20 protein-coding genes and 2 pseudogenes are annotated in these 25,653 nt (G+C 48.0%); 7 read left to right on the top strand and 15 right to left on the bottom strand.

The window, feature by feature from the left end:
• Positions 1-160: 160 nt before the first annotated feature.
• Positions 161-2,260 (bottom strand): annotated as a pseudogene (locus BSQ33_RS07830) (type VI secretion system Vgr family protein); the annotation flags it as partial.
• A 551-nt stretch (positions 2,261-2,811) separates the two neighbouring features.
• Here BSQ33_RS07830 and BSQ33_RS07825 point away from each other — a divergent pair.
• Positions 2,812-3,006 (top strand): hypothetical protein, encoded by a 195-nt coding sequence (locus BSQ33_RS07825; RefSeq protein WP_088133795.1) that lies wholly within the window; start codon positions 2,812-2,814, stop codon positions 3,004-3,006.
• 72 nt (positions 3,007-3,078) lie between these two features.
• Here BSQ33_RS07825 and BSQ33_RS07820 read toward each other — a convergent pair whose 3' ends face one another.
• On the bottom strand, positions 3,079-4,068 hold the full coding sequence (locus BSQ33_RS07820) for a hypothetical protein (RefSeq protein WP_088133794.1): 990 nt from the start codon (positions 4,066-4,068) through the stop codon (positions 3,079-3,081).
• A gap of 550 nt (positions 4,069-4,618) precedes the next feature.
• Here BSQ33_RS07820 and BSQ33_RS07815 point away from each other — a divergent pair.
• On the top strand, positions 4,619-4,813 hold the full coding sequence (locus BSQ33_RS07815) for a hypothetical protein (RefSeq protein WP_088133793.1): 195 nt from the start codon (positions 4,619-4,621) through the stop codon (positions 4,811-4,813).
• A gap of 72 nt (positions 4,814-4,885) precedes the next feature.
• Here the strand turns inward: BSQ33_RS07815 and BSQ33_RS07810 are convergent, their stop codons facing one another.
• The 13 genes and pseudogenes from BSQ33_RS07810 to BSQ33_RS07750 form a co-directional block, all read right to left on the bottom strand.
• A complete protein-coding gene (locus tag BSQ33_RS07810) occupies positions 4,886-5,866 on the bottom strand; it encodes a hypothetical protein (protein WP_088133792.1) in 981 nt (326 codons plus the stop codon).
• Positions 5,867-5,872: 6 nt separating this feature from the next.
• Positions 5,873-9,640: a toxin VasX gene (locus BSQ33_RS07805; protein ID WP_088133791.1), complete on the bottom strand. Its 3,768-nt coding sequence runs from the start codon at positions 9,638-9,640 to the stop codon at positions 5,873-5,875.
• A gap of 3 nt (positions 9,641-9,643) precedes the next feature.
• Positions 9,644-10,444, bottom strand: coding sequence for a DUF4123 domain-containing protein (locus BSQ33_RS07800; protein ID WP_088133790.1), 801 nt, complete (start codon positions 10,442-10,444; stop codon positions 9,644-9,646).
• A gap of 180 nt (positions 10,445-10,624) precedes the next feature.
• Complete coding sequence (locus tag BSQ33_RS21535) at positions 10,625-10,813, bottom strand: hypothetical protein (RefSeq protein WP_157721364.1); 189 nt, start codon at positions 10,811-10,813, stop codon at positions 10,625-10,627.
• Between the two features lie 167 nt (positions 10,814-10,980).
• Positions 10,981-11,382 carry a DUF943 family protein gene (locus BSQ33_RS07790; protein ID WP_198298083.1) on the bottom strand — a complete coding sequence of 134 codons (402 nt, stop codon included), beginning with the start codon at positions 11,380-11,382 and terminating at the stop codon, positions 10,981-10,983.
• A gap of 78 nt (positions 11,383-11,460) precedes the next feature.
• Positions 11,461-11,865: a DUF943 family protein gene (locus BSQ33_RS07785; protein ID WP_088133788.1), complete on the bottom strand. Its 405-nt coding sequence runs from the start codon at positions 11,863-11,865 to the stop codon at positions 11,461-11,463.
• Positions 11,862-12,638, bottom strand: coding sequence for a YPO3983 family protein (locus BSQ33_RS21960; RefSeq protein ID WP_232471974.1), 777 nt, complete (start codon positions 12,636-12,638; stop codon positions 11,862-11,864). The genes BSQ33_RS07785 and BSQ33_RS21960 overlap by 4 nt, the downstream gene beginning before the upstream one ends.
• A gap of 162 nt (positions 12,639-12,800) precedes the next feature.
• Positions 12,801-14,900, bottom strand: a pseudogene (locus BSQ33_RS07780) (type VI secretion system Vgr family protein); the annotation flags it as partial.
• A gap of 437 nt (positions 14,901-15,337) precedes the next feature.
• Complete coding sequence (locus tag BSQ33_RS07770; protein ID WP_088133786.1) at positions 15,338-15,856, bottom strand: Hcp family type VI secretion system effector; 519 nt, start codon at positions 15,854-15,856, stop codon at positions 15,338-15,340.
• A 311-nt stretch (positions 15,857-16,167) separates the two neighbouring features.
• Positions 16,168-16,791: a TetR/AcrR family transcriptional regulator gene (locus BSQ33_RS07765; protein WP_157721362.1), complete on the bottom strand. Its 624-nt coding sequence runs from the start codon at positions 16,789-16,791 to the stop codon at positions 16,168-16,170.
• 119 nt (positions 16,792-16,910) lie between these two features.
• Complete coding sequence (locus BSQ33_RS07760; protein ID WP_088133784.1) at positions 16,911-18,515, bottom strand: ABC transporter ATP-binding protein; 1,605 nt, start codon at positions 18,513-18,515, stop codon at positions 16,911-16,913.
• 5 nt (positions 18,516-18,520) lie between these two features.
• The gene (locus tag BSQ33_RS07755; protein WP_088133783.1) at positions 18,521-20,143 is read right to left on the bottom strand and encodes an ATP-binding cassette domain-containing protein; all 1,623 of its coding nucleotides are present in this window, start codon (positions 20,141-20,143) and stop codon (positions 18,521-18,523) included.
• A gap of 298 nt (positions 20,144-20,441) precedes the next feature.
• Positions 20,442-21,407 carry a zinc ABC transporter substrate-binding protein gene (locus BSQ33_RS07750; protein ID WP_088133782.1) on the bottom strand — a complete coding sequence of 322 codons (966 nt, stop codon included), beginning with the start codon at positions 21,405-21,407 and terminating at the stop codon, positions 20,442-20,444.
• A gap of 147 nt (positions 21,408-21,554) precedes the next feature.
• Here BSQ33_RS07750 and BSQ33_RS07745 point away from each other — a divergent pair, with 147 nt between their 5' ends.
• The 5 genes from BSQ33_RS07745 (at position 21,555) to BSQ33_RS07725 (ending at position 25,564) form a co-directional block, all read left to right on the top strand.
• Positions 21,555-22,286: a metal ABC transporter ATP-binding protein gene (locus BSQ33_RS07745; RefSeq protein WP_088133781.1), complete on the top strand. Its 732-nt coding sequence runs from the start codon at positions 21,555-21,557 to the stop codon at positions 22,284-22,286.
• Complete coding sequence (locus BSQ33_RS07740) at positions 22,276-23,088, top strand: metal ABC transporter permease (protein ID WP_088133780.1); 813 nt, start codon at positions 22,276-22,278, stop codon at positions 23,086-23,088. Before BSQ33_RS07745 ends, BSQ33_RS07740 begins: the two co-directional genes overlap by 11 nt.
• A 122-nt stretch (positions 23,089-23,210) precedes the next feature.
• Positions 23,211-24,416, top strand: a complete 1,206-nt coding sequence (zigA, locus tag BSQ33_RS07735; RefSeq protein ID WP_088133779.1) for a zinc metallochaperone GTPase ZigA — start codon at positions 23,211-23,213, stop codon at positions 24,414-24,416.
• The gene (locus BSQ33_RS07730; RefSeq protein WP_088133778.1) at positions 24,413-25,081 is read left to right on the top strand and encodes a DUF1826 domain-containing protein; all 669 of its coding nucleotides are present in this window, start codon (positions 24,413-24,415) and stop codon (positions 25,079-25,081) included. The genes zigA and BSQ33_RS07730 overlap by 4 nt, the downstream gene beginning before the upstream one ends.
• Before the next feature lie 6 nt (positions 25,082-25,087).
• Positions 25,088-25,564 (top strand): Fur family transcriptional regulator, encoded by a 477-nt coding sequence (locus BSQ33_RS07725; RefSeq protein ID WP_088133777.1) that lies wholly within the window; start codon positions 25,088-25,090, stop codon positions 25,562-25,564.
• Positions 25,565-25,653: the final 89 nt, after the last annotated feature.

Genomic DNA, 25,653 nt, shown 5'->3' with positions numbered 1-25,653 from the left:
CGTCCATCTGACGCTTGGTTTCAAAAATCATCACCGGTGTTGTCAGTGCTACTTCTTTGGATTCAGTTTCTGATTTCCCCTGAGCAGAATTAGATCCCGAGCTGGAAGGAGCAAACATCGCAACCATATTACTGGCATCAAAATCCCCAAACGGACACGGCCCACCAACCGGTACTTTACAAACCGGTGTGATTGGTGTGCCTGTCAGCATATCTGCTTCAACCTGCTGAATCAGGTTTGGTGAATAAGGAATGAGCTGTGGTGATGCTTGCACTTCGCTTGCCGCAAATGACGGTGCCTGCGCCTCTTCCGGTGGTGTCAGTGCTTTGAGGATATTCGGCATGGTGGCCGGCTGTCCGCCGTAACCTGAGCCGCTGCCGGCACTGCCGCCGGAGTTGAGGTTGATGGCACCGCTGACCACATGCACACCGCCGGCATCGACTTTGATAAAGCTGCCACCGACTTTGACGGTGATTTCATTACCGGCATCGAGGACGACGGCCTTACCGGCCTTGAGATGCACTTCGCTGCCTGAATCGACAATGGTTTTCTGGCCGACTTTCTGGTGCAGCGAGGCATCGGTTGCAAGGGTGAGGTTTTGCTTGATGGCGGTGCGCTGCTCACCGTCGATGCTCAGGTGGTCGTTGACCTGCACATGGCTGTAACGGTCGTTTTCTACCGTGAGATGGCGGTCATGTTTAATCTGGGTGGTGCTGTCGTTTTCAACCAGCGCTTCGTAGTCTTTCTGCGCGTGGAGGTAAATTTTCTCGCTGCCGGACTGGTCTTCAAAACTTAATTCGTTAAAACCGGTGCCCTGATGGGTTTGGGTGCGAATGACAGTTTTGGTTTTGTTATCCGGCAGAGAATAAGGCGGCGTGTTGGTCGCATGATAGGTGCGACCGGTCACCAGCGGCTGGTCCGGGTCACCATTGAGGAAAGTAACAATCACTTCATGGCCGACACGGGGGAGGGCGACCATCCCGTACTGGGCACCTGCCCAGCCTTGGGCGACGCGAACCCAACAAGAGCTGTGCTCATCTTCATTGCTGTAACGGTCCCACGGGAAGGAGAGCTTCACCCGACCGTGTTCATCACAGTAGATTTCTTCGCCTTGCGGCCCGACTACGGTGGCGACCATCGGGCCGTCCACTTGTGGTTTGGGGTGTGGCTGCATGCGCCACAGCGTTTCATTCGGAATGACAACAAACTGGTTGCTGTATGTGGTCGCACCGCTGCCACCGGATTCTTCCAGTGCTTGGGGCTGACTGCCCTGATGGTCAATCCCGACAATCAGCCAGGGGCGATTCATGGTGCTGTCAAGATGGTCGGCCAGAGTGAATACCACACCGGCCTGAAGCTTGGCTTGGTTACTTTTACCCGATGCGGTGTGGCTTGCCCGGCGCAGTGATTCGAGGCGAATCTGACTGAAGGCTTTGCCGCTGGCATCATCTTTATAGCGCCCCGGTGCATCGTAGTGTTGGTAGTCTGGCAGTTGGTAAGCCATGTCACTGCCAAGGGCGGACTGTTTAAAGTTGTAGTCGGGCTTTTTAAAGCTGTAATCCCGCATGGCAACTTCCGTCACCTCGGATTGTTTGGTCTCACTGATGGCAGAAACATAAGGAGTTTCCGCGACACCACCGGACAGTACGTTATAGGGGACGGTGCCGCCCAGTTGGGTAAATCCGGCACTGTTATCAGTGACGATTAAGGTATGTTTTTCGGACTCATGGCTGAAGGTGTACATCAACCCTTCTTCAGCCGCCAACCGATGGAAGAATGCTAAATCGGTCTCCCGATACTGAACGCAGAACTCCCGCGGTGCACATTCCCGTTTGACGGAAAAGGCGTAGTCGGTGATGTGCATTTCATCAAGGAGAATGGCCAGAATCTCTGGGACGGTTTTATGTTGGAAAATCCGGCTGTTGTGGCGCAGGGACAGTCGCTCAAGGGCGGGCACCAGTGTCAGGGAGTAATAGGTGTGATGATGGCCGGTATCCCCCCGGCTGAAGCTGCGCACAATACCATGGACTTGTTGTACGACTTCACCATCGCGGATGACTTCTAAGACAGCGGTCGTATCGACCAGTTGCTCGGCACTGATGCTTGAATCGCGGCTGGCCAGCTCGATGTGGTAGCGAAAGCCATAGACCGGGTTGCCCTGTGCATCGTGTGAATCAGAAACCGATTCATGTCCCTGATAGTCACGAACCACCAACGCTTCACCGACACCACTGACAAGACGGAAGTTCAAAGTCCCCATAGTTTTTACCTGACATTGTTGTTCATGAACAAATGACAACAGCCGACTGTGAGCGGCAACAAAACAAGCCGTTATTATAACGAAGCGTGAATATGAATCTTGATGAAAACCAAAATATGACTGACAAATGAGAAGGAAAACTCTTTTCCTGAATAGGGATCCCATTTTTATAGGGATAGCGAACACTGTGAAATGACTCGCAAAATTATGATGAACAGAGTGTGAAGAAAGTATGGGATTTTGCTCTATCACACGCGCTTTATTTTCTTGTACCTCGCCAACAAACCTGACACTGCTTACCCTGAATTCGCACCGATAAAAACGGTGTCGGGATTAGGAACCCTGCGTAAAAACTCAAGACATATAGACGTCGGTATATACAGACTTTACTATATGCAGTCTTGCACACCTAAATTATGGTGGACTGGACAGGCTGATTTCGGTCAGGCCGTTTCCTTGAGTGCGGTAGTTCCTAACCTCGTTCAGTTCACCACTCGAAGATTAGGAACCTTTGATTGGTGATATTCATTTACCTACTCAGGGAGTTACTTATGTCAAACTCACAACCTAATTATGATCTACACCTGACCGCTCGCGGTTATCTGATTGATTTTCTCGCCATGAATACCGCACCTTTCGTTAACCAAAATGAACTGCGTGAAGTGCTGTTATTTCTCAATAATCTGATTACCTTTGATGAGATGAATTTGATTAAAGAAGACGTCGAAGGGATTGAATTGAGATGAAAATAGGGGGGCAGTGCACTGCTCCCCCGTTTAGAAATCCATAAGGAGAGACGTTTGTCTCTCCTTATTCCGTTATGCTTTGGCAAAAATATCCAGTTCAGGGCCGGTTTCCGGCATCTGGCTCTGTTTGGCCTCAATTTGCGTGATCGCCTCTGCGTAATCGTCATCAGACATATCCCGCCAGTAGCGTGGGTCACGGCCGGTTTGTTGGTCGTAGGCAGCCGTGGTCGGGTCTTTGGGACGGGCTTCTTCCAGAAGCAGAATATCCGGTAGGGGTTGAGTAACATCCATATATTGCTGAATCATATTCCACAGGCGGTAATACTCGGCAACGGTTTCATGCGGCGTCACCAGCGTTCCGATGGGGACACCGTGCATCGAGCCACTATAGCGGTGTGCCAATAACAACGAGTAATTGACTAAACCCTGCTGGCTGGGCGTGGTAGCAAGAATGCAGTCAAACTCAATAAAGGGATACGAATAGCGGACTCTGCCGCCCCGTTTATACAACGTCACCATACCGGTGCGGCGGTTGAGTTCAAATATTTTCCGAGCATCAAGTAATTTACTGAGTAATTTGGGTTTCCAATAACCGCGGTTATAGAGTTCGAATTGGCCCCAGATAATTCCAGTCGGGAGGATTATATACAAGAAATAATCACTGAGTACCTCGACCCAATCGGAGATGCCAAATCCCCCTGCTGTAATTAAAGAAGTTATTAATAAGGTAAAAATAAATATTGGAGTGAAAAATAATATCATCACCTTCCCTAACCCAGAAAAAACCAAATATACCCGTACCCAAATATTACCGGTTATGCCTTCTAAAATATGTTCGTTCCAAAAACATTCCTTATTTGGGGCAGTCTCCTTCATCTTTTGCCACTGACTGGGCGAGACCTGTGCTGTACGGGTACTGACGGTTTGGGTTGGCCGAGTCCAGGGCAACATTCGCTGCCCGGCAGACAGTAAGCGCTGGGCGAGTGTTTTTTCGGGGCGAGCTGGCTGCGCTGGTACCTGATCACTGCGATAAGCATGTTGCTGGTAGACGGTTTCACTCATGGATGGTTACCCTTGCTGTCATCATATCTGAGAATCGGCTTAATATTCCAATTGCGAGTTATTGACTGAGCCGATATTGACTCAATATACATTTCATTTTAATTGTTTTTATAAACTCAATTGAGCCGAATAAATTATACCTTAATCCAGATATGAATCCTGATGAACGGCTTGTTCCTCGCCAACTCTGTGAAATTACTCGCAAAATAATGATGAACCGAGTGTGAACAAAGTATGGGATTTTGCTTTGTCACACGCGCTTTATTTTAGCGCGCCTCGCCAACAAACCAGACACTGCTTACCCTGAATTCGCACCGATAAAACCGGTGTCGGGATTCGAACCCCGTTTCAACCACAGATGCACAGACTGCCTTATCTTGTACAGATGAGCCTTTGTGTGTAGCCTCTACTCACTCCTATAATGGTGAGCTGGGTTGGGCTGACTCAGTCAGGCTGCAACCTGTGGTGCGGTAGTTCGAACCCTCCCAGTTCACCACCTCTGAGATTCGGACCTCCGGTGGTGATTTTCGACAAACTACAGGAGGCTACAATGCTGAACTCACAACCTAATTATGATCTACACCTGACCGCTCGCGGTTATCTGATTGATTTTCTCGTCACCAATACGGCACCTTCCGTTGACCAACACGAATTGCGTGAAGTGCTGTTATTTCTCAATAATCTGATTACCTTTGATGAAATGAATTTGATTAAAGAAGACGTAGAAGAGATTGAATTGCGATGAAAGTAGGGGAGCAGTGAACGGCTCCCCCGTTTAGAAATCCATAAGGAGAGACGTTCGTCTCTCCTTATTCCGTTATGCTTTGGCAAAAATATCCAGTTCAGGGCCGGTTTCCGGCATCTGGCTCTGTTTGGCCTCAATTTGTGTGATCGCCTCTGCGTAGGCGTCGTCAGACATATCCCGCCAGTAGCGTGGGTTCCGGCCGGTTTGTTGGTCGTAGGCAGCCGTGGTCGGGTCTTTGGGGCGCGCTTCTTCCAGAAGCAGAATATCCGGTAGGGGGTGAGTGACATCCATATATTGCTGAATCATATTCCACAGCCGGTAATATTCAGCGACGGTTTCATGCGGCGTCACCAGCGTTCCGATGGGAACACCGTGCATCGAGCCACTATAGCGGTGCGCCAGTAACAGTGAATAATTGACTAAACCCTGCTGGCTGGGCGTGGTAGCGAGAATGCAGTCAAACTCAATAAAGGGATACGAATAGCGGACTCTGCCGCCCCGTTTATACAGAGTCACCATACCGGTGCGGCGGTTGAGTTCAAATATTTTCCGGGCATCAAGTAATTTACTGAGTAATTTGGGTTTCCAATAACCGCGGTTATAGAGTTCGAATTGGCCCCAAATAATGGAACAAGGAATGATTACATATAAAAAATATCCTGTGAGAAACCTTATCATTCCATCGACTCCACCAGCAATAAACGATGTAAGAAACACACTGAAAATTGCTATAGGTGTAAGGTACAAGATAGTAACTTTAGCCAATCCTGAGAAAACTAAATATACCCGTACCCAAATATTACCGGTTATGCCTTCTAATGTATGTTCGTTCCAAAAACATTCCTTATTTGGGGCAGTCTCCTTCATCTTTTGCCACTGACTGGGCGAGACCTGTGCTGTACGGGTACTGACGGTTTGGGTTGGTCGAGTCCAAGGTAACATTCGCTGCCCGGCAGACAGTAAGCGCTGGGCGAGTGTTTTTTCGGGGCGAGCTGGCTGTGCTGGTACCTGATCACTGCGATAAGCATGTTGCTGGTAGACGGTTTCACTCATGGATGGTTACCCTTGCTGTAATTGTGCTTGAGAATCGGCGTGAGTCTCCGATTGTGATTCACTCTCTGTCTGTTTATCGGCTGCGGTAAACTGATATTCCCGCTCACGGGAGTCGGCCCAGTAATAGTTTACCGGGTGGCTTTTCGGGTTATTAAACAGATTTTCCCACAATCCAACCGGTTGCCCGTCATCAAAATCAGCAACCTCAACGCTAATTTTACCCTCTTTCAAATGTTGTTGGGTTTGCTTAAATTCATCCAGTGGTGGCTGGGGGAAGGGCATATCTTTGACTTTTACCTGAGCCAGTACCTGAATATTGCGTTGGTAACGTATCGTGGTCCGATAAGCAACTTCACTGGCTCTGTCTGCATAGGTGTTTTTCAACAGATAGATTCGCTCTTCTGGGGTCTTGATGGTTTTCGATGCCTGAATCGGTTGATGTTTGATCACCCGCCACATCGGTGCACGGTATTTCTCGGCTGTTTCAGCACCGAAGGTCCGTTTCATACGTTCTCTGGCTTCTATTTCATCGAGACTTTCACTGACTTGTTCTAACACCTGACGGAATTTTACCTTGAACTTGATATTCCCATCCTTAATATTGAATAGTTGAGCAACATTGGATTTCACTCGGACACAGTGGGTGACCCCCGCAGTTTTATAGGCGTGTCGCTCGGTGGCAGTAAATGGTGCTGCCTCAATCGGGTCAACCTGAATACGCAGAGAGACAAACAGGCTGAGTAACTGTTTATAAGCCTCTTCCGGCTGCTGGGTTAAAAAGGCATAGTCATCTTTTCCGGTTGCCGGGTCTTCACCGAAGGGGCCGTTTTTAATCCATGCTTCCAACGGCCCGTCGGTAAACAGATAGGTAATCAAAAATCCGGCCCCGATAACAAGCAGTGAGATCCAGCCGATCGGCCCCATGCCTAGAAAGCTCCAAGTGGAGGAAAAAAAGATACCTGCCACTGAGCCGAACACCACACCGACCGCCATTAAGGCGGTGCCCCAAGCGGCATCATTGTCGTTTTTACCAAACAGACGGATCATATCCCAGACCATTACTCCGGCTGTTAATAATCCGGCGGCACAGCCGACCAGCTCAAGGGCTGTCACTCTGCCAACTAATTCAACACCGAGTTTGCCTTTTGGCCAGGCTGAGCGGATCTCAGGCCCCAACTGAAGTGCGGTTTTATCTGAGAGGGCAAATAATCGACCCGTATTGGCTTTCATCAAGTTACGGCTATGTATACTGGCAATAGTAATATCAAATGCGGCACTCACAATATTAGTTTGAGAATACCAGAAGTCATCATTTGAGTGTGTATATGCATAGCTTATAGCATTCCAACAATTCTGTAATTCAATTGCCAAGACAAACAAAGGAATATGAAATTTTTCGTAGGCATTAGTTTTGGTGACATGCGTCTGAGACATATCAGCAGTTTTGAGTTCATCAATCAGCTTATGGTTATTTTTGATAAACTGGGCTGCATCTGAGTTAACATCTTTCAGCACAAGCAGTTGTAAATCTTGTTGAATTTCCAGCCCTGCTTTTTTGGGCATCCGGGCTTTACTGGTTGATGCGATTTTCTCACCGTCTACCGATACATCACCATGAGCAACCTGTCGCCCTTGTGTATTTCGATAGGCCGCCGAAGACTGTTCAATACTCACCCCGGATTTGGTGCCGGAACCATCGAGTCCAATCACATAACCTTCAATTTTTTCACCTTTCACCGGGACGAAGGTCAGCGATTTTAAGGTATCACCGCCAAACATTTTGGCCATGCCGACAGCATCGGTATATAGCTTTTTAAACGGCACTGAGATGGTGGCTGGTTTCGTTTCGGCCAATGCTGCGGTTAATGTGGCTAAATCCAATCCTTGTTGGAAATAGCTGCTGAACATCGCATCGATAGCCCCCATAATTCGGCGCACTTGCGGAAATTCCGATTGTTCCGCATTTTGTGAAATTCGAATTAACGTGCCGGCTTCTACCTGCTCAAGGTTTGCAGGTTTCATCTCTAGCCCTTGCGAGACCAGCTTGGCCAGATGGGCAACATTGATAATCCCAGAGCCGTCATTGGCTTCACCTTCCAATTTTTCCAGCTCTTTTTTGTAAGGTGCGGTTTCTTCGACGGTGTCTAAATATTTTTTTAAGGTTTCCTGAGTATCTTGATTACCGAACAACATCTCTCTTAATGGGTTGGTACTATCATCGACAAAAATTTTATTCACCGAGGCTTGTGAAGATGAGAAGTCACGGCGTTTATGTTTCGGCAGCAACTGATCACTTTGATCCGGGTCAGATAAGAGCGCATGGCGGCAAGTGTTGACCAGTATAAGGCCACCCAATGCGTTGGCATCATCCAGACTGATAATATCTTTCAGAGCAAGAGCGAACTGGCTGTCTTTGAGTTGTTCGAGAACTTTCTTTTGCAGTACTAATACATCTTCACGTATTTTCTCCCGCCAGTGGAAGCGTAAGGTGCGTTTAAAGGTACTATGGTCTTTCAAATCAACGTGTTTTTTAAATTTATAGGACGGGTTCTCTTGTTCTCCGAGTTTCGGGGTTAAGACGAACATCTGTAACAGTTCTGCGCTTTTGTAGAAAGGCTGACTCATCGCATCAAGCTGAATTTGTTGTAAAAAGCTATTCGCGTATTGCAAGATAGCAAGGTGATGGCGTAGGTTAAAAATCGGATCCATTAAATAAAGGACTTGCAGCTTTCTTGATTTTGCATCGGCAAGATAATCCGCTGTTGCTTCACCTTCCCATGAAGGAAATTTAGGCTCAGGGCCGAGGTTTTCTACCTTCGCATCTTTTTGGACTTGCCAAAGCGCTTTGCCTAAAACCGAAGAACGGGCGTCATATTCATAGTTCATCTCGGTATAGGTGGTAAAAGAATCATCTTTGCAGTATTCGTCACGCTCTTTTTGGGCTGATTCTAGGCGTGTTTGCAGTATTTTTCCGGACAGGTCTTTATTAAATGCACAAGGATCGGCTAACTGAAGCTCTGATACGTCATCTCTGACTCGCATTTCGACCATATCGGCTGCTCGGTTCAGGCCGATGATAGACTCCATTCGCTGATTCAACTCGGATGGATTCGCTTCCAGGCGGTTGATCCGCGCGCCACTCCATTGCACTTCGGAGAAGGCCATACGGATATTGGTTTTGCGGCCATTCTCTTTGGCCGGATACCAGATCTCTTTTAACGCTTCGCCCGTGACTTCACGTTTCGTCTCTGTTTTGACCGGCTTATCTCGGCCTTGCCGATAAGCAAATAGGTTAATGTCTTTGAAACAGGGCTTTCCGTCATCTGTCGCTGAAATTTCGATTTCCCGCCAGATCTTACCGTTGTAGGCTATATAGAGATAACCGTCGCGTAATGGGGCCACTCGTTCATTTTTAGTCGCATGTTCTTTGAGTGTCGGTAACACTGTCAACGGAATAAATGAATGAAGCTGATATTTCTGCGGGCCTTTGGCAATGCGTTGGGTATAGCTGACATTGTCGAACAACGGTAGCATGATCGGGCCGTCGCTGGCTTTCACAGAGAGCCAGACATTGCGGTTTTCTTTTTCCTGACACCAGTCCCAGCCGTAAATCGTTGTTTCAGCGAGGGCTTTGTCGGTATACTTTTTCCCCTCCAGCGCTGATTGTTGGGTCATATCGGTCAGGTCATAGAACGCAAAATCCTGATGGGGCTCATGTTGGGTTCCGGTGACTTCGATCAACAGCAGTTTGTTATGATCACATGTACAAGCCATAAGTTATAATCCTCTCGCCACGCGTTGTTCTAATTGTTCGATTTTTTGCTCCGGCAGGAGCGCCACGAATTGTTCTTCCGGTTGGAAGTCATCTAAATAAAAGGTGTTCTGCTGTGCCCACAGACGTAAATGGCTTTGCAGCGGCTCTGCCTGAATATCGTAGGTTTGACAGAAACGGGTGACTTGATATTGACACAGCCAGTCGATCTCATCGACATCGGCCTGCTGCGCCCATGCAGCAATGATTTTGTCTTCGTGTAAGCGTTCAAGTGCTTGTTCCTGACTTGGCTGCATCACCCAGACGTCCGGGTCCGCTTCACTATGCCCATCACCGACTTCAACCCAACTTGCCGATTCACTAAGCTGTTGGCGGTAGACCATGGCAGAGCAGCATAACCCCAGCCATCCACTGGTATCCTCACGGTCAGCCAGAGTGAACAAATAACTCGCAACTTGTGGATGATAATAGTGGAGCAGGCCGGTTGTATTGCCTTCAAAGTAAACCACCATCCGCGTGCGTAGTTGATGAAGCACATCGTCCATGGCCACATTCATCGGGGCTGAAAAGTAAATCGTCTGCTCCGGGGGCAGTTTATCCGTCAGCGGATCACCGCCACCATATTTCAAGGCAATAACCAGCGGACTTTCATCCTGCAAGCTATCTAAGACGGTCATCAGGTAAAGCGGCTCAATCTGGTGGCCGTCAATCCACTGATAAACTGCTGGCGCAAGCCCGGTATCACCGCGAACCACGGCATACCAGTTGACTGTCTCACCGTGGTATTCGTGTGTTAAATTAAGCATGTTTGTTCATATCTCATAATTTTGCTCTAGCCTGTTACCAACATGACAATACTGACATTATTCATCCCGATTTATTTCTTTTAGTTGCGGATTCTCTAAATGTTTTATCTTAATCGTCAGCCATGTATGCAAACGCAACCAGAATGAAGGCGGTAAAGAAAACTCAGGCTGATATCCGGCTCAGTAAGCCGTGCAGCCATTCTCTTTATCACAAGTCCAATTATCGTCGGAAAGACTCGCAACCCAGTCTTTTGGAAGTGGTGTCACTATCAGATTATTTTGGTCTTTTAAGTGTTGAAGAATCAGTACGGTTCGGCTGGTCGTAGGTACTATCAGCGCTTTATATTGACCATCTGGAGAATTGCTCACATAAGCGTCTTGTCCTTTATAATCAGGAGTGACCCAAATATCAAAACTGACCTTAAGTATTAATAAGACCAAAACAATAAGACAAAGACGTCGAACCCATCTCTTTAGCAACATATTTTCGACATCCCAGTGCCCAGAAACTTTTTACCGTAACTAATCATAAGTCCTCAACGAAATTGAAGCCCACCGTTTCGCCCCTTAACCACTTCGAATACCTTATTTTTTTCAATACAATTTGCATCCACTTTCATGTCTTCAAAACAAAGTAAATAAGAATCTTGATCAACCATTCGATCAACGCGATAACCAGAGCCAATATCCAAAAAAGAAACATTAAAATAACCATGACTATCTATTTTAGGTACATCATATTTTTCTTTTAAATTGGCTTTATTTTGCTCCCACCAATCTATTTTCCCCTTACGAGTGATAGGAAAATGCTTTACAACAACTCTGCTCCATCTTCCATCTTGATGAACATCAATGATTTCTACAGGCCTTAAAAGTAAAAATAAGCTATACCCCAAGACAAATATTAAAATCATCCATCCCAGTTTCTTTATGGTCATGATCGTATTCCTTTAAGTGTTGTCAATGCATTCATTCCAGTAATAAACAGCTTAAAGTCGAACTGTGCCAATGCCATATTACTTATATTGCAATCCCAAATTCTTCGACATAGATACACTAAAAACTCGGTCTTTCTCAATGCAGTTTGCTTTTACGTCCATATCTTTAAAACAGAGCAAATCAGAGTCTTGATCAACCATTCGATCAACGCGATAACCAGAACCAATATCCCAGAAAGTAATTTCGAAAGTCCCATCACTAAACGGCTTGGGGATACCATATTTTTCTTTTAAAAAATCCTGATTATCTTCCCACCACTGAACTTTCCCCCAACGGGTTACAGGAAAATTTTTAACAACAATATCAGTCCAGTGTTTATCCTGATGAACATCGACGATCTCTACTGGGCGAAGAGTTTGATAACTAAAATAAATCAATCCACAAAAAATAAATGCCAGAATTACCCATGATTTCTTACTCATATTCGAGTTCCTTTAATTGTTACAGTGGCATTCATTTCAGTAATAAATGGTTTAAAGTCAAATTGTTCCCAACGCTGCAAGACAAACCAAAGCCTGAAGATACGAGCCTGTCGATAAGCCCAATTAGAAATATCTGCATCATCTAACCCAAAGTGGTCTTGAACCCTATAATGAACAGTTGCTGTAAACTGATTTCCACTTACTTGTAGAGATTGAAGAGTGATTTGAGCAGACCAAATATCGTGAACACAGATTACTAATCCATTGGTATAGTCTTTAAAATCGTCAAATCTAGGTAAGATAGAACGCCCCACTTCACTAGTTAATAATTCTTCCTTCGCCTCGGGATATATTCCCTCAGACCATTCAATATTCTTTATTAAAGCGTCTTTAATATGTTGCAAAGAACTGTTTTCAGAATCATCTCCTTCAATCTGCTCTTTCAGTGCTTGATCCAGTAATGGAGAACTAAACGGCTCTCCGGTGTTCTTCTGCATATGCGTGATCATCTCATTGATCACATTTTTATAAGCACCGTGCCATGAGAACATTTTCGCCAGATCACGGAACTCATCAAACATAATCTCTGAACGTTCAGCCAGACTGAGATACTCTTCGGTCTGTCGGGAATAGCCGCCATAATAGCCAGGATAAACTTCTGGAAACTTCAGGCCTGTATAAGCATTGAGCTTGGCTGAAACATCTCTCAGATCAAACTGCTCTTTTAATGTCTGCTCATCATAATCGCCATGATGCATGTCTTTGGCATTCATGTCGTCCATCTGACGCTTGGTTTCAAAAATCATCACCGGTGTTGTCAGTGCTACTTCTTTGGATTCAGTTTCTGATTTCCCCTGAGCAGAATTAGATCCCGAGCTGGAAGGAGCAAACATCGCAACCATATTACTGGCATCAAAATCCCCAAACGGACACGGCCCACCAACCGGTACTTTACAAACCGGTGTGATTGGTGTGCCTGTCAGCATATCTGCTTCAACCTGCTGAATCAGGTTTGGTGAATAAGGAATGAGCTGTGGTGATGCTTGCACTTCGCTTGCCGCAAATGACGGTGCCTGCGCCTCTTCCGGTGGTGTCAGTGCTTTGAGGATATTCGGCATGGTGGCCGGCTGTCCGCCGTAACCTGAGCCGCTGCCGGCACTGCCGCCGGAGTTGAGGTTGATGGCACCGCTGACCACATGCACACCGCCGGCATCGACTTTGATAAAGCTGCCACCGACTTTGACGGTGATTTCATTACCGGCATCGAGGACGACGGCCTTACCGGCCTTGAGATGCACTTCGCTGCCTGAATCGACAATGGTTTTCTGGCCGACTTTCTGGTGCAGCGAGGCATCGGTTGCAAGGGTGAGGTTTTGCTTGATGGCGGTGCGCTGCTCACCGTCGATGCTCAGGTGGTCGTTGACCTGCACATGGCTGTAACGGTCGTTTTCTACCGTGAGATGGCGGTCATGTTTAATCTGGGTGGTGCTGTCGTTTTCAACCAGCGCTTCGTAGTCTTTCTGCGCGTGGAGGTAAATTTTCTCGCTGCCGGACTGGTCTTCAAAACTTAATTCGTTAAAACCGGTGCCCTGATGGGTTTGGGTGCGAATGACAGTTTTGGTTTTGTTATCCGGCAGAGAATAAGGCGGCGTGTTGGTCGCATGATAGGTGCGACCGGTCACCAGCGGCTGGTCCGGGTCACCATTGAGGAAAGTAACAATCACTTCATGGCCGACACGGGGGAGGGCGACCATCCCGTACTGGGCACCTGCCCAGCCTTGGGCGACGCGAACCCAACAAGAGCTGTGCTCATCTTCATTGCTGTAACGGTCCCACGGGAAGGAGAGCTTCACCCGACCGTGTTCATCACAGTAGATTTCTTCGCCTTGCGGCCCGACTACGGTGGCGACCATCGGGCCGTCCACTTGTGGTTTGGGGTGTGGCTGCATGCGCCACAGCGTTTCATTCGGAATGACAACAAACTGGTTGCTGTATGTGGTCGCACCGCTGCCACCGGATTCTTCCAGTGCTTGGGGCTGACTGCCCTGATGGTCAATCCCGACAATCAGCCAGGGGCGATTCATGGTGCTGTCAAGATGGTCGGCCAGAGTGAATACCACACCGGCCTGAAGCTTGGCTTGGTTACTTTTACCCGATGCGGTGTGGCTTGCCCGGCGCAGTGATTCGAGGCGAATCTGACTGAAGGCTTTGCCGCTGGCATCATCTTTATAGCGCCCCGGTGCATCGTAGTGTTGGTAGTCTGGCAGTTGGTAAGCCATGTCACTGCCAAGGGCGGACTGTTTAAAGTTGTAGTCGGGCTTTTTAAAGCTGTAATCCCGCATGGCAACTTCCGTCACCTCGGATTGTTTGGTCTCACTGATGGCAGAAACATAAGGAGTTTCCGCGACACCACCGGACAGTACGTTATAGGGGACGGTGCCGCCCAGTTGGGTAAATCCGGCACTGTTATCAGTGACGATTAAGGTATGTTTTTCGGACTCATGGCTGAAGGTGTACATCAACCCTTCTTCAGCCGCCAACCGATGGAAGAATGCTAAATCGGTCTCCCGATACTGAACGCAGAACTCCCGCGGTGCACATTCCCGTTTGACGGAAAAGGCGTAGTCGGTGATGTGCATTTCATCAAGGAGAATGGCCAGAATCTCTGGGACGGTTTTATGTTGGAAAATCCGGCTGTTGTGGCGCAGGGACAGTCGCTCAAGGGCGGGCACCAGTGTCAGGGAGTAATAGGTGTGATGATGGCCGGTATCCCCCCGGCTGAAGCTGCGCACAATACCATGGACTTGTTGTACGACTTCACCATCGCGGATGACTTCTAAGACAGCGGTCGTATCGACCAGTTGCTCGGCACTGATGCTTGAATCGCGGCTGGCCAGTTCGATGTGGTAGCGAAAGCCATAGACCGGGTTGCCCTGTGCATCGTGTGAATCAGAAACCGATTCATGTCCCTGATAGTCACGAACCACCAACGCTTCACCGACACCACTGACAAGACGGAAGTTCAAAGTCCCCATAGTTTTTACCTGACATTGTTGAGTTGACTGAGTTTTCACATACCCATTCATTTTGTCACCTGTGAAATCAGTGCGTCCTTAAGGATCTTCACCGTCGTGAATGACATGGGTTCGGCCCGATTTTCGATTATAACCGGATGAATATATGAGTCTTGATGAAAATGAAAAATTGGCGGGGAAATCAACGAGAAAGCAATTTTCCTGAAGGAATCTCTCAGTTTTAAACTGTCGCCCCAGCCATCTTGCCTAACAACACATATACCTGAACAACCTCTGAAGCGAGTCTCTTCTGATTAAAGTTGTTCAGGTATATTGTCTTATTGATTAGAAGTTCAATACGATGTATTGAACGAAAATAATGTTGCCCACCAAGGGTGAGCAACATGACCATCAAAGCATTGTCGGACTGGCACATCAGGTGCCTGCCCATCAGACAATTAAGCTTCGATTGGCTTACGCCAGTCGTCAGCACCTGAAGTACCCGCGTTAACGTGATCCCAAGTGATCTTACGGTAAGACATTGATACAGTCAGGTTTTGAGTGAAATCAGCGTCTGCTGGGTTTTGGCAATGTGGCATTGCACACTCGATGTTAACGATCGTTGCGTTTTCAAGTGTTGTGGTGAAGAAGTTTTCTTGTTTACCTTCGATTGAAGTGCGGTACCACTTCAAAGTAACAGAAGACATTTTTTCACCTGAAGCCAATGCGTTATACAGCAGAGGAACAGCTTTGTTCAGGTTCACAGTGAATTTGAAAGGCTTGTGAACACGTTGACCAGCAGGCTGACCAGACTGAGGATCAGTCGGAACAGTGACAACGTGGTCAAACTGTTGAACCATCATTTCATCTTCGTGACCTTCAACAAAAGAGTCACCGATAGAATCAGCTGTACAAGCGCCTGACGTGATTAGCCCCTGAGTTTCACCTTCGATAGAGATATAACATGGAGTTGGCATTCTGAAATTCCTTCAATTATCTATAATAAGTTCATGTTTTTAATGCACATAGAACCTTTAGGCTCTTGTACTGTAAGAGCAAGGGCTGTGCCAACTCATACATGTTAATAAAATCAATCGGTTATAAAGATATAAATATAGATACAAGCAAGATCTTGCCCAGAGGCGAGCAAGAAGTTGCCCGGTGAGCAAAAACTTGCCTGAAAGAAGTGGAATAAGCATCACGGAAGTGTCTTATTTTTGAGAACGTTTTATGTTGGGAAACATTTATTTTTTTGAGAATGTGTAAGCGTCGTCATCGCTGAAAGTGTTCAAGTTGATTGCCCGAGTGCTTTGCTAAAGGTCTCGGTTAATATGCTGACTAAAGATGAGCGATGGTCAATCTCTCCCCGTGCCAGTGCGTCATCCACTAATCCATGCATGGCATGAAACATCATTAGCGCCATCATGTTGGGCGCTGGCACTTGCCATACGTTCGCCTGATCACCTTGTTGTAGTAAAGCACATAACTGCTCAATAACCGGATTTTCACTCATCAGACTGCGTTCTTGGTTGGGATGTACGTCCTGAAAGAGCATGTCGTGAAGAATTATCTGATCGAGTAACCCGTCGACTGCGGTTGTGAACCAAGTGTGCAGTTGCGATTGCCAATCATCGGGTCGGCATTGGGCAAGCGCGCTATCAATCCGCACGCAAAAGCTGGTCATAAAACGCTGCTGTAAGGCGTGTAACAGGCTATCGCGGGAATGAAAGTAAATATAAAAGGTCCCTTTGGCGACGTGAGCCGCAGCGGTAATATCTTCGATCCGAGTCTCATGAATCCCTTTGGTTAAAAATAAATGTTCAGCAGCATCCATCAACGCTGTCCGTCTGGTGTGCGGTGATCGCGTTCGTCGGTGTAACTGCGTTGTTTTGATATCGGTATTTTTATCCATTGCCTCGCTCATGATTCGCTAAAAAACACAATGATTGCAGGCAGAACGCGAGTCTGTGCATCGCGCGCTACCGTTTTTTCATTATGATTCAAATGCTGACGATATTGAACCATGCGTTTTTATATCTGTGTCGGTTCAGTCAGTGTGATGATTTGTGTCGGCTGCCAAATCGTCGGGTCTCTGTGAGTGACGATAATTAGCGTCGCAGGTAGCGTGCCCACGTATGCTGCAATCTGTCGTTCGGTCTCTTCATCGAGCGCTGCGGTTGCTTCATCGAGAATAAGCACCGGTGCTGCTTTGAGGAGTGCGCGCGCGATGGCGATCCGTTGTCTTTCTCCGCCAGAAAGTGCACTGCCTTGATGACCAACTGGCTGATCAATCCCGTCGGGGGAGCGGTCGATGACATGCCCCAGCATGGCGTGTCGTGCTGCGGTTTCGACGTCAGCTCGACTTGTCCCGGCACGACCTAGACGGATATTTTCGGCCAAGGTGCCAGTGAACACGACCGGATCCTGTGCAACATAAGCGATATGTGAGGTCAGTTCGGCGTAGCGCATCTGATGCAAAGGCACACCACCAAAGGTGATCGCCCCGCTTTGGGGATCATCAAAGCGCATGAGTAGTTCAAGCAAGGTACTTTTCCCGCTACCACTTGGCCCGGAAATGATGACATGCGCACCCGGTTCAATCTCCGCGCTGATCTGATTGAGGGCGGGGGGTTGGCAGATGTTCTTCAGGGAGAGATGGTACCCATCCGGGACTAAAGCGTGCGCTGCTTCTGGTTCAGGTAAGGTCGGAACCAAGGTACTTTGGAGATAGTCGTCTACTGCTGCTCGTAACTGATTAATTCCCAAACCTGCCAATGCCAGTTCACCGAGCGGGGCGGCTGCACGGGTGACTAACACCAACAGCGCCAGAGTCATAATGGGTGTGCTGATAGTTGTGAAGGTGAGGTAAGCACTGATGCAGGCTAACGGCAAAGATTTGGCGACCGCTGAGAGTAATGTTGCTTTGGCAGCCGCGCGGTTGGTATTGGCCAGAACCTGTTCTTGTGTTTGCCATTGTTGTTCGATGCGCCCGATTGCCCTTGCTGGCCCCGCGGTGGTGCGCAACAGCTCCAAATGGTCAACGAATTCGATGGTCGCGTTTGCAGTTCCGATATTGGCAGCATGCCTTGTTTTATCACTCTCAATCAGTGCCATTTGGGCTTTAAATTGCAGGAATAGTGACAGAGCAAGCGTGCCAGCGGTGAGCAATGCAACTGCTGGTCCTGACAACCATGCAATGCCGCAGACCAGAAACAGGGGCAGCAATGGCGCATGCAGGAAAGTTTGTATCTGGTGGGCCGGCACACTCATGAATCCGGGAATACCTTGAGAAGCTAACATGGCGAGTTGGGCCCGGCGTGTATCGGTCAACCATGAAAGTTTGGCCCGGGCGAGCGCTTGCCCCAACGCTTCGTATAAATCACCGGACAGTCGAACACCACAGAAAAAACCTGCTCGTGTCGTGAAGACTGTCATGAGTATCGCAACGCAGGCGGTGAGTAAGACCCAAACCGGAGACTGTTGGTGTGTGATAGCTTGTGCCAGCACTGTATAGGCTATGGCTTCCAGGGCGGCGACCAAACACCAACTGAGACTAATCCAAATCAGTCGACGCTTGGCATGTAAGGGCCATCTTGACGGCGTGGCACCGGATGGGATGTGGCTCGCTAAAGTCATACCGTTCATTCCTTGTGTTGTGATGATGCTTTGAATTGTGGTGATGTTTTGAGATCAATGAGTTGGTCAGCCTGAGCGGCCAGAGCGGGATCATGAGTCACCATGATCAGCGTTTTATTTTGGCTATGCGTCAAATGTAACAATGCTGCCATGAGCTGATGCGCATTTGCGTGGTCCAAAGCACTGGTGGGTTCATCCAGCAGTAGGATCGTTGCCGGGCTCAAGAATAAGCGTGCCAGTCCGACTCTTTGCTGTTCTCCACCAGACAGTATTGTTGCATCGACATCTAAGTCGATCTCCAGTTGGGCATGCGTCAGCGCATCATGGAGTTGTTGATCACTGGCATCCGGTGCGGTCAGCCATAAATTCTCCCGGACCGTGGCATTGAGCACGGGGTTTGTTTGCGGTAGCAACTGGATCGTCTGATGACGGACTTGCTCATCGAGCGCCACAATACTTTGGTTCCCCAGACAAACCGCACCACTGTCTGACTGCTCAAACCCTGCAAGTATCCGGAGTAGGGTTGTTTTGCCACTGCCGCTTGGCCCCATGATGACTGTGAGTTTTCCGGGGGAAAATTGGTGAGAAAAATGCTCAATCAGCGCTCCGTTCTCGGTATGAATACGGATGGCTTGTGCGGTGAGTTTTGCGTCATCCCCCTGAAGAGAAGCATTGCCTTTGGGAAGTGTTGTTTCACGCAGCAATTCAGCGATGCGCTGGCCCGCAACGCGGCTGGAGGAAAGGTAGTCGAGACCATGTCCGAGGCGCAATGACGGGGTGACGATTGCCAGCCCGAAAAGCATCGTCGCTGCGAGCGCTACAGGGCTGAGTTCATAAGAGACCCAATACGCGATGGCAAATGTTGCCACCGCCTGTAATAACGCGGTGGCAATCGCGGCTGCGGTTGCGACATGACTTACCCACGTGACCATGCCCTGTGTGAATCGGTTGGTTGCGTCATGGTAATCCGCAAGCGCACCGGATTGTGCATTGAAAAGGCGATGAATGCGGATCCCACGGACATAGTTGTTAATCGCGGTGACGATGGTCTCCATGGCTGCCACCCGTTCAACATTAAAACGTATTGAATAACGCGGGACGAAGATCAGGTAATACATGGCAGCGATACATCCGGGGATTAAAGCGAGCAAAGAGATTGGTCCGGACATCATGAGCAGCATGATCACCGAAGCGGCAGGGACAATGATAAACGTCGCGATTTCTGCGGGTAAGTGAGCGACCACGTGGTGCAGGGCGGCAATATCTTCAGACACTAATCGCCGTAGTGCGTTGTCATCGTAGCGTGCTAACGTTCGGGTCGGGAGTTGCGTTAAGTGAGTGGCGACCTGACGGCGTAGTCTTGATGAAAAAACGGCTTCGGCCTGATGGGAAATCCATGATGCGCTTGATGAACAAATCGCTCCGATCCCCCAACAGGCACAGGCATAGAGTACCCAAATGAGAGAGAGATCCGCTATCAGGTGAATGAGGCACCAGAGTGCAGCGAGTGTCGCTAAACCAGCGATTCCCTCTGCGAGTATGCCTAAACCGAGTTGTGGTAATACAGGTTTGATAGCCGGTCTCAATAAAGGGTCGAATAGCTGTGCTTGGTGTTGTTCTTTGTTCATTGATGATTCCTTATGCCTGCGGATGCCGTACAACATGGCGTATCTGTCTCTCAGGTGACTTTATTTCTCATTCAATTTGAAATGATAATGATTATCAATTGCTAATGACTTTCGGTCATTATTGATCGAAAGTTCGACAAAACTCAATTGAAAAATAAGATCGATGTGCTGAAATTGTCTTGCTGACAGGGAGGAGGCTTTAAGGCGGTGCTAGAGGCTGTGATGAGTTGGAAGCAAAGAGCCTCTCTCTAAGCATGGTAAATCTATGCAGGTAAGAGGAGGCTCAGTGGTATTGATATTAACGATGACACTGCTTCAGGCTGTCGATCATCGCGACTAACAGCGCTCGGTAATGATCTTTGCCAACCGGAATGTTCGCACCAATGGGATCCATGGTGCCGATGGTTGTGACGGCTGAATTTTCAAAGACCGAGTGCACCAATTCAGGGTTGAATTGTGGTTCGGTAAACACACAGGTCACCCCCAGATCTTTGACTGTTTGGCGAATCTTGGCAATTCGGGCCGGGCTGGGTTTCGATGCGTCAGAAATGGAAATCGCCCCAGAAGCCAACAGATGGAAGCGGCGCTCAAAATATTGGTAAGCATCATGAAATACGATGAATTTAACGCCTTTGAGGGTTTGGGCCTGCTGCGCTATTTTATCGCTAAGCTGATGTAAACGAATGATCGTTGCTTTGGCATTTTGTTGATAAAGCTGCGTATGTTCACTGTCTGCATTCGACAATGTGTTAGCAATCGCTGTGACCCAAACTTCGGCATTTTGGGGATCCAGCCACATATGAGGGTCATGTCCTTCGTGATGATGTCCTTCATGATGGTGTTCTTCATGATGATCACCGTCATGGTCTCCATCATGATGTTCTCCGTGGTGTTCATGGGCTTCGAATGTTGCGCCTTGACGGAAGTCATACAGGGTTGTTCCCTTCACTTCTGCCATTTCAACCTTAACCGCTGAACTCGCTAAACTTGAAAGTGGTTTTTCAAGCCAAGGGGTTAATCCTTCACCAATCCAAAACACAATATCTGCTTGTGAGAGTGCCTTCGCCTCAGACGGGCGCAAATGATATTCATGAGGGGACGCTTCAGCGCGGATGAGTAGATCCGGTTGACCGACGCCATCCATCACCTGCGCGACCAGTGAATGTAATGGTGCGATGTCAACGGCGACATGAGGGGCTTGAGCGTAAGCCTGCGAAACGGTTGCCAAAGCGATAGCAATACCGGATATGGCTTTTTTGAGCATGATGTTCTCCTGATCGTATGCAATAAGAATTGTCAGAGTGGTAAATTGAATTGTTATGTTATAACATAACTTTTTGTTTGGGTATCTTATCTGTCGGTCTTTCTTAAAAAGTTTGTCCGATATCGTCACACCATTGAGAGAAGGTAGATGTTGATTTCTTCACAAGCGTTGTCCGTTAAGTTTGGTCATCACACGATCTTGGATCGCGTCAATATTTCGGTGAGTCGGGGTGAAATCGTTACGATTGTCGGCCCGAATGGTTCTGGTAAGTCAACGTTATTAAAAACCTTGATAGGCGCGGTGTCTCCGACGAGTGGGCAAGTGATTCGATCTGCCGATCTGAAGATCGGCTACGTGCCGCAACGGCTCCATATTGATGAGACGCTACCGATGACGGTCAATCGGTTTTTGACGCTGCCGCAGCGTCACTCAAAAGAAGCGATTAGGCAGGCTTTAGCGCGTGCTGGTGTTGCAGGCATGGAAAAACAGCAGGTGAGGTCCTTGTCCGGCGGACAACTGCAACGGGTTCTTTTGGCCCGGGCATTGTTGGAAGAACCCTCATTGCTTCTGTTGGATGAAGCCACACAAGGGCTCGACCAACGTGGCACGGTGGATTTTTATCAACAGATTGATGCGATCCGTCAGGAAAGCGGGTGTGCGGTGATGATGGTCAGTCACGATTTGCATGTGGTGATGAAACGAACGGATCGGGTTATCTGTTTAAACGGTCATATCTGCTGCGAAGGTGTTCCGGAAACGGTCAGTCAGTCACCGGAATATAAAACACTGTTTGGTCTTGATGACGATGATGTTTTAGGCGTGTATCGGCATCAAAATTCCTCTCATTACAGACACCGGGGAGCATTAAATGCTGGATGATTTTCTTTGGCGCGCCGCTTTCGCTGGCATTGGTGTGACTTTAGCCGCAGCGCCCCTGGGGTGCTTTATTGTATGGCGTCGTATGGCTTATTTTGGCGATGCCACGGCGCATGCCTCCATGTTGGGCGTCGCATTATCGCTCTCTTTTTCACTGCCAATTTTCCCTGGCGTATTGTTTATTGCGTTGCTCATGGCTATCACGGTGTCTTCGTTTTCCGGGCGAGGGTATGCCATGGATACGCTGTTGGGCGTGATGGCGCATTCTGCTCTGGCGGTTGGGCTTGTGGCGGTGTCATTTCTCTCCGGTATTCGATTGGATCTCATGGCGTACTTATTTGGCGACATTCTGGCCGTCAGCAAAATGGATCTGCTGGTTATTTGGGTGGGAACTTTGTTTGTGATCGGGCTGATTCGTTTGCGTTGGTCTGGGTTGCTGTTATCGACACTGAATAAAGATTTAGCACTGGCCAGTGGCTTTTCGCCTAAACGGGAACAACTCATTCTCACTATTGCACTTGCTGTCGTGGTCGCTGTTGCCATTAAAGTGGTTGGTGTACTGCTGATTGTGGCGATGCTGATTATTCCTGCGGCGACAGCCCGGCCGTTTAGTCAGACACCGGAAATGATGGTGATGCTTGCCGCAGTGATTGGCTGTAGTGCCAGTGTGATTGGTTTACGCACTTCCTACCTTTTGGATACGCCGACTGGCCCCACAATGGTTTGTATTGCCGCCGGGTTATTTATCGCGTCGAGTGTGATTTGGAAAGTTCGGCTGAAGATACAAGCCGACTCGCAGAGTTAACTGGAAATATATACCCAAGTAACCTCAAGATGCAGGATTGAAGCACTCCCGAAGGGCGAGTTCACTGAAACTGCATCTTGAGGTCATTTGGGTATACATAAAAGAGTATTGGAGTGAGGACAATGAGTCAGAAAAAAATTGTGGTTACGGTGTTATCAGGGTTTTTGGGCGCTGGTAAAACCACGGTTCTTAGCCACATTCTCAATAATCGTGAAGGCAAGCGAGTCGCGGTTATCGTGAACGATATGAGTGAAATCAATATCGATTCAGCGACCGTTAAAAACGAAGTTTCCCTGAATCACAAAGAAGAAAAACTGGTGGAAATGAGTAACGGCTGTATTTGTTGTACATTGCGCGAAGACCTGCTGGTGGAAGTGGCCCAATTGGCGAAAGAGGGGCGTTTTGACAACTTAGTGATCGAATCGACCGGTATTGCAGAACCCCTTCCGGTTGCAGAGACATTTACGTTCGCGGATGACGATGGCGTATCGCTCTCCGATGTGGCGACGTTAGACACCATGGTCACGGTTGTTGATGCGGTGAATTTTCTACGTGATTACGAAGCGGCTCAGTCTCTTCAGGAAACCGGGGAGCATTTGGGGGAAGAAGACGAGCGCAGTGTTTCTGATCTATTGATTGAGCAAGTGGAGTTTGCGGATGTCATTTTGATCAGTAAGACCGATATTGCCAGCGCAGACGACGTCGAGCGATTAAAAGCGATTCTCAAGACCTTAAATACACATGCGCGCATTATTGCGATTCAAAATGGGCAAGTGAATGTCTCTGAGGTACTGGACACGGGTCTGTTCGATTTTGAGCGGGCGCAACAGGCTCCGGGATGGTTAAAAGAGCTGCGAGGTGAGCATATTCCGGAAACCGAAGAGTATGGTATTAGCAGCTTCTGTTATCAGGCGCGTCGTCCGTTCCATCCGGAAAAATTTTATCAGTTCTTACACAATACGACATGTTACGGGAAGTTGATTCGCTCGAAAGGGTATTTCTGGCTCGCGTCTCGTCCAGATTTTGCCGGGCAGTGGAACCAAGCCGGTGGCATGGCTTACTATGGTTTTGCCGGTATGTTTTGGAAAGCGGTCCCGAAAGCGCAATGGCCGACGGAGCCAGAATACTTAACAGAGATTGAAAATAATTGGGTTGAGCCGTTTGGTGATATGCGTCAGGAACTGGTGTTCATTGGGCAACGGTTAGATAAAGCGGCAATGATACGTGCGCTTGATGAATGCTTACTCACCGAAGAGGAAATGTTGGCGGGTGAGCCCTTGTGGCAAGCATTACCGGATCCATTTCCAGCCTGGGAGGAAGAGTCATGAGCGTTGACATGGCGATGCCAGCAGAGATGGTGCGAGCGACATCGGTCGCTCCGAGATCGACGATGCCGAGTATCCTGAGCGATATTTATCAACCGGAAAACAACATTGCGATATGGCAGCGAACATTATCTTCCGAGATGACCGCACATATTAAAAATATGCTGCAAGAGGGGCAGCCTTTAGCGTTGGTACAAAGCGTGACGCCCGCAAACGCAGCTGAGTGGATTCGCAATCGGTTATCGGATTACGAATGTGCAGAGGCGCTGGGTGAAGATATTGGTTTGATTGTTGATATGTTCTGCTGTCTTTTCGATTTACAGCAAGTGGGTCTGCGCTTGACTGCTTTGGATAAACCAATGTGTCCTAAATTTCATGTGGATCAAATACCTTGTCGCCTTGTGACGACTTATGTTGGTTCTGCGACGGAGTGGTTAAGGAACGACGATGTTGATCGCCGGAAACTGGGAGCGGGTGCTCAGGGCATGGCCGATCATTTGTCTGGTTTATTTGATAATGAGCAGCGTATCAATCAGATGCAATCCGGTGATGTCGCCTTATTGAAGGGCGGTGGCTGGGAAGGGAACGAACAGATGGGCTTGGTACATCGTTCTCCTGAATTGATATCGAATGAAAGGCGCTTATTACTCACACTTGATTTCATATAACCTCAAATGCGAAATACCGATGCCATCATGGCACAGGCAGAAAAAATTTGCCTGACCCGGGGTAAACACCTTACCGCAAAGAGAAAGTTGGTATTGCATGCTTTGCTGCATGCCAATAAGCCTCTTTCTGCCTATGAAATTGTCGATTACTGCCATCAATATTTTGCGCAGAACATTCAGGCGATGTCGGTTTATCGTATTTTAGATTTTCTTGAGGGAGAGCATTTCGCCCATAAGCTGAATATGTCGAATAAGTACATCGTCTGTTCCCATATTCGTTGTAATCAAGACCACGGGTGTCCTCAATTTTTGATTTGTTCTGAGTGCGGAAAGGTCAGTGAGCTGACGATTGAACCGAAGGTGATTTCCAGCATCCGTACAGATGCTAGGCAAGCCGGTTTTACCGTGATGAGTCCTCAGTTCGAAATCAGTTGTGTGTGCGATGAATGTGCTGAGAAATTATTGTTAAACACTAAACACTAAACACTAAACACTAAACACTAAACACTAAACACTAAACACTAAACACTAAACACTAAACACTAAACACTAAATCCTTGAGCGTTTATGTC

This window comes from Vibrio gazogenes (genome assembly GCF_002196515.1).
Lineage (GTDB): Bacteria > Pseudomonadota > Gammaproteobacteria > Enterobacterales > Vibrionaceae > Vibrio > Vibrio gazogenes_A.
Note: the sequence above shows the minus strand (reverse complement) of the source record. Positions and strands in the feature narration are given on the sequence as shown.

Excerpts from the sequence above, each read along its gene's own strand:
- BSQ33_RS07810 (WP_088133792.1), bottom strand. The coding sequence starts at position 5,866 with ATGAGTGAAACCGTCTACCAGCAACATGCTTATCGCAGTGATCAGGTA.
- BSQ33_RS07790 (WP_198298083.1), bottom strand. The coding sequence starts at position 11,382 with ATGACCATAAAGAAACTGGGATGGATGATTTTAATATTTGTCTTGGGG.
- BSQ33_RS07815 (WP_088133793.1), top strand. The coding sequence starts at position 4,619 with ATGCTGAACTCACAACCTAATTATGATCTACACCTGACCGCTCGCGGT.
- BSQ33_RS07820 (WP_088133794.1), bottom strand. The coding sequence starts at position 4,068 with ATGAGTGAAACCGTCTACCAGCAACATGCTTATCGCAGTGATCAGGTA.
- BSQ33_RS07740 (WP_088133780.1), top strand. The coding sequence starts at position 22,276 with ATGCTGGATGATTTTCTTTGGCGCGCCGCTTTCGCTGGCATTGGTGTG.
- BSQ33_RS07825 (WP_088133795.1), top strand. The coding sequence starts at position 2,812 with ATGTCAAACTCACAACCTAATTATGATCTACACCTGACCGCTCGCGGT.
- BSQ33_RS07725 (WP_088133777.1), top strand. The coding sequence starts at position 25,088 with ATGCGAAATACCGATGCCATCATGGCACAGGCAGAAAAAATTTGCCTG.
- BSQ33_RS07750 (WP_088133782.1), bottom strand. The coding sequence starts at position 21,407 with ATGCTCAAAAAAGCCATATCCGGTATTGCTATCGCTTTGGCAACCGTT.
- BSQ33_RS07755 (WP_088133783.1), bottom strand. The coding sequence starts at position 20,143 with ATGAACAAAGAACAACACCAAGCACAGCTATTCGACCCTTTATTGAGA.
- zigA (WP_088133779.1), top strand. The coding sequence starts at position 23,211 with ATGAGTCAGAAAAAAATTGTGGTTACGGTGTTATCAGGGTTTTTGGGC.
- BSQ33_RS21960 (WP_232471974.1), bottom strand. The coding sequence starts at position 12,638 with ATGAATGCCAAAGACATGCATCATGGCGATTATGATGAGCAGACATTA.
- BSQ33_RS07765 (WP_157721362.1), bottom strand. The coding sequence starts at position 16,791 with ATGGATAAAAATACCGATATCAAAACAACGCAGTTACACCGACGAACG.
- BSQ33_RS07785 (WP_088133788.1), bottom strand. The coding sequence starts at position 11,865 with ATGAGTAAGAAATCATGGGTAATTCTGGCATTTATTTTTTGTGGATTG.
- BSQ33_RS07805 (WP_088133791.1), bottom strand. The coding sequence starts at position 9,640 with ATGGCTTGTACATGTGATCATAACAAACTGCTGTTGATCGAAGTCACC.
- BSQ33_RS07745 (WP_088133781.1), top strand. The coding sequence starts at position 21,555 with ATGTTGATTTCTTCACAAGCGTTGTCCGTTAAGTTTGGTCATCACACG.
- BSQ33_RS07760 (WP_088133784.1), bottom strand. The coding sequence starts at position 18,515 with ATGACTTTAGCGAGCCACATCCCATCCGGTGCCACGCCGTCAAGATGG.
- BSQ33_RS07800 (WP_088133790.1), bottom strand. The coding sequence starts at position 10,444 with ATGCTTAATTTAACACACGAATACCACGGTGAGACAGTCAACTGGTAT.
- BSQ33_RS07730 (WP_088133778.1), top strand. The coding sequence starts at position 24,413 with ATGAGCGTTGACATGGCGATGCCAGCAGAGATGGTGCGAGCGACATCG.
- BSQ33_RS07770 (WP_088133786.1), bottom strand. The coding sequence starts at position 15,856 with ATGCCAACTCCATGTTATATCTCTATCGAAGGTGAAACTCAGGGGCTA.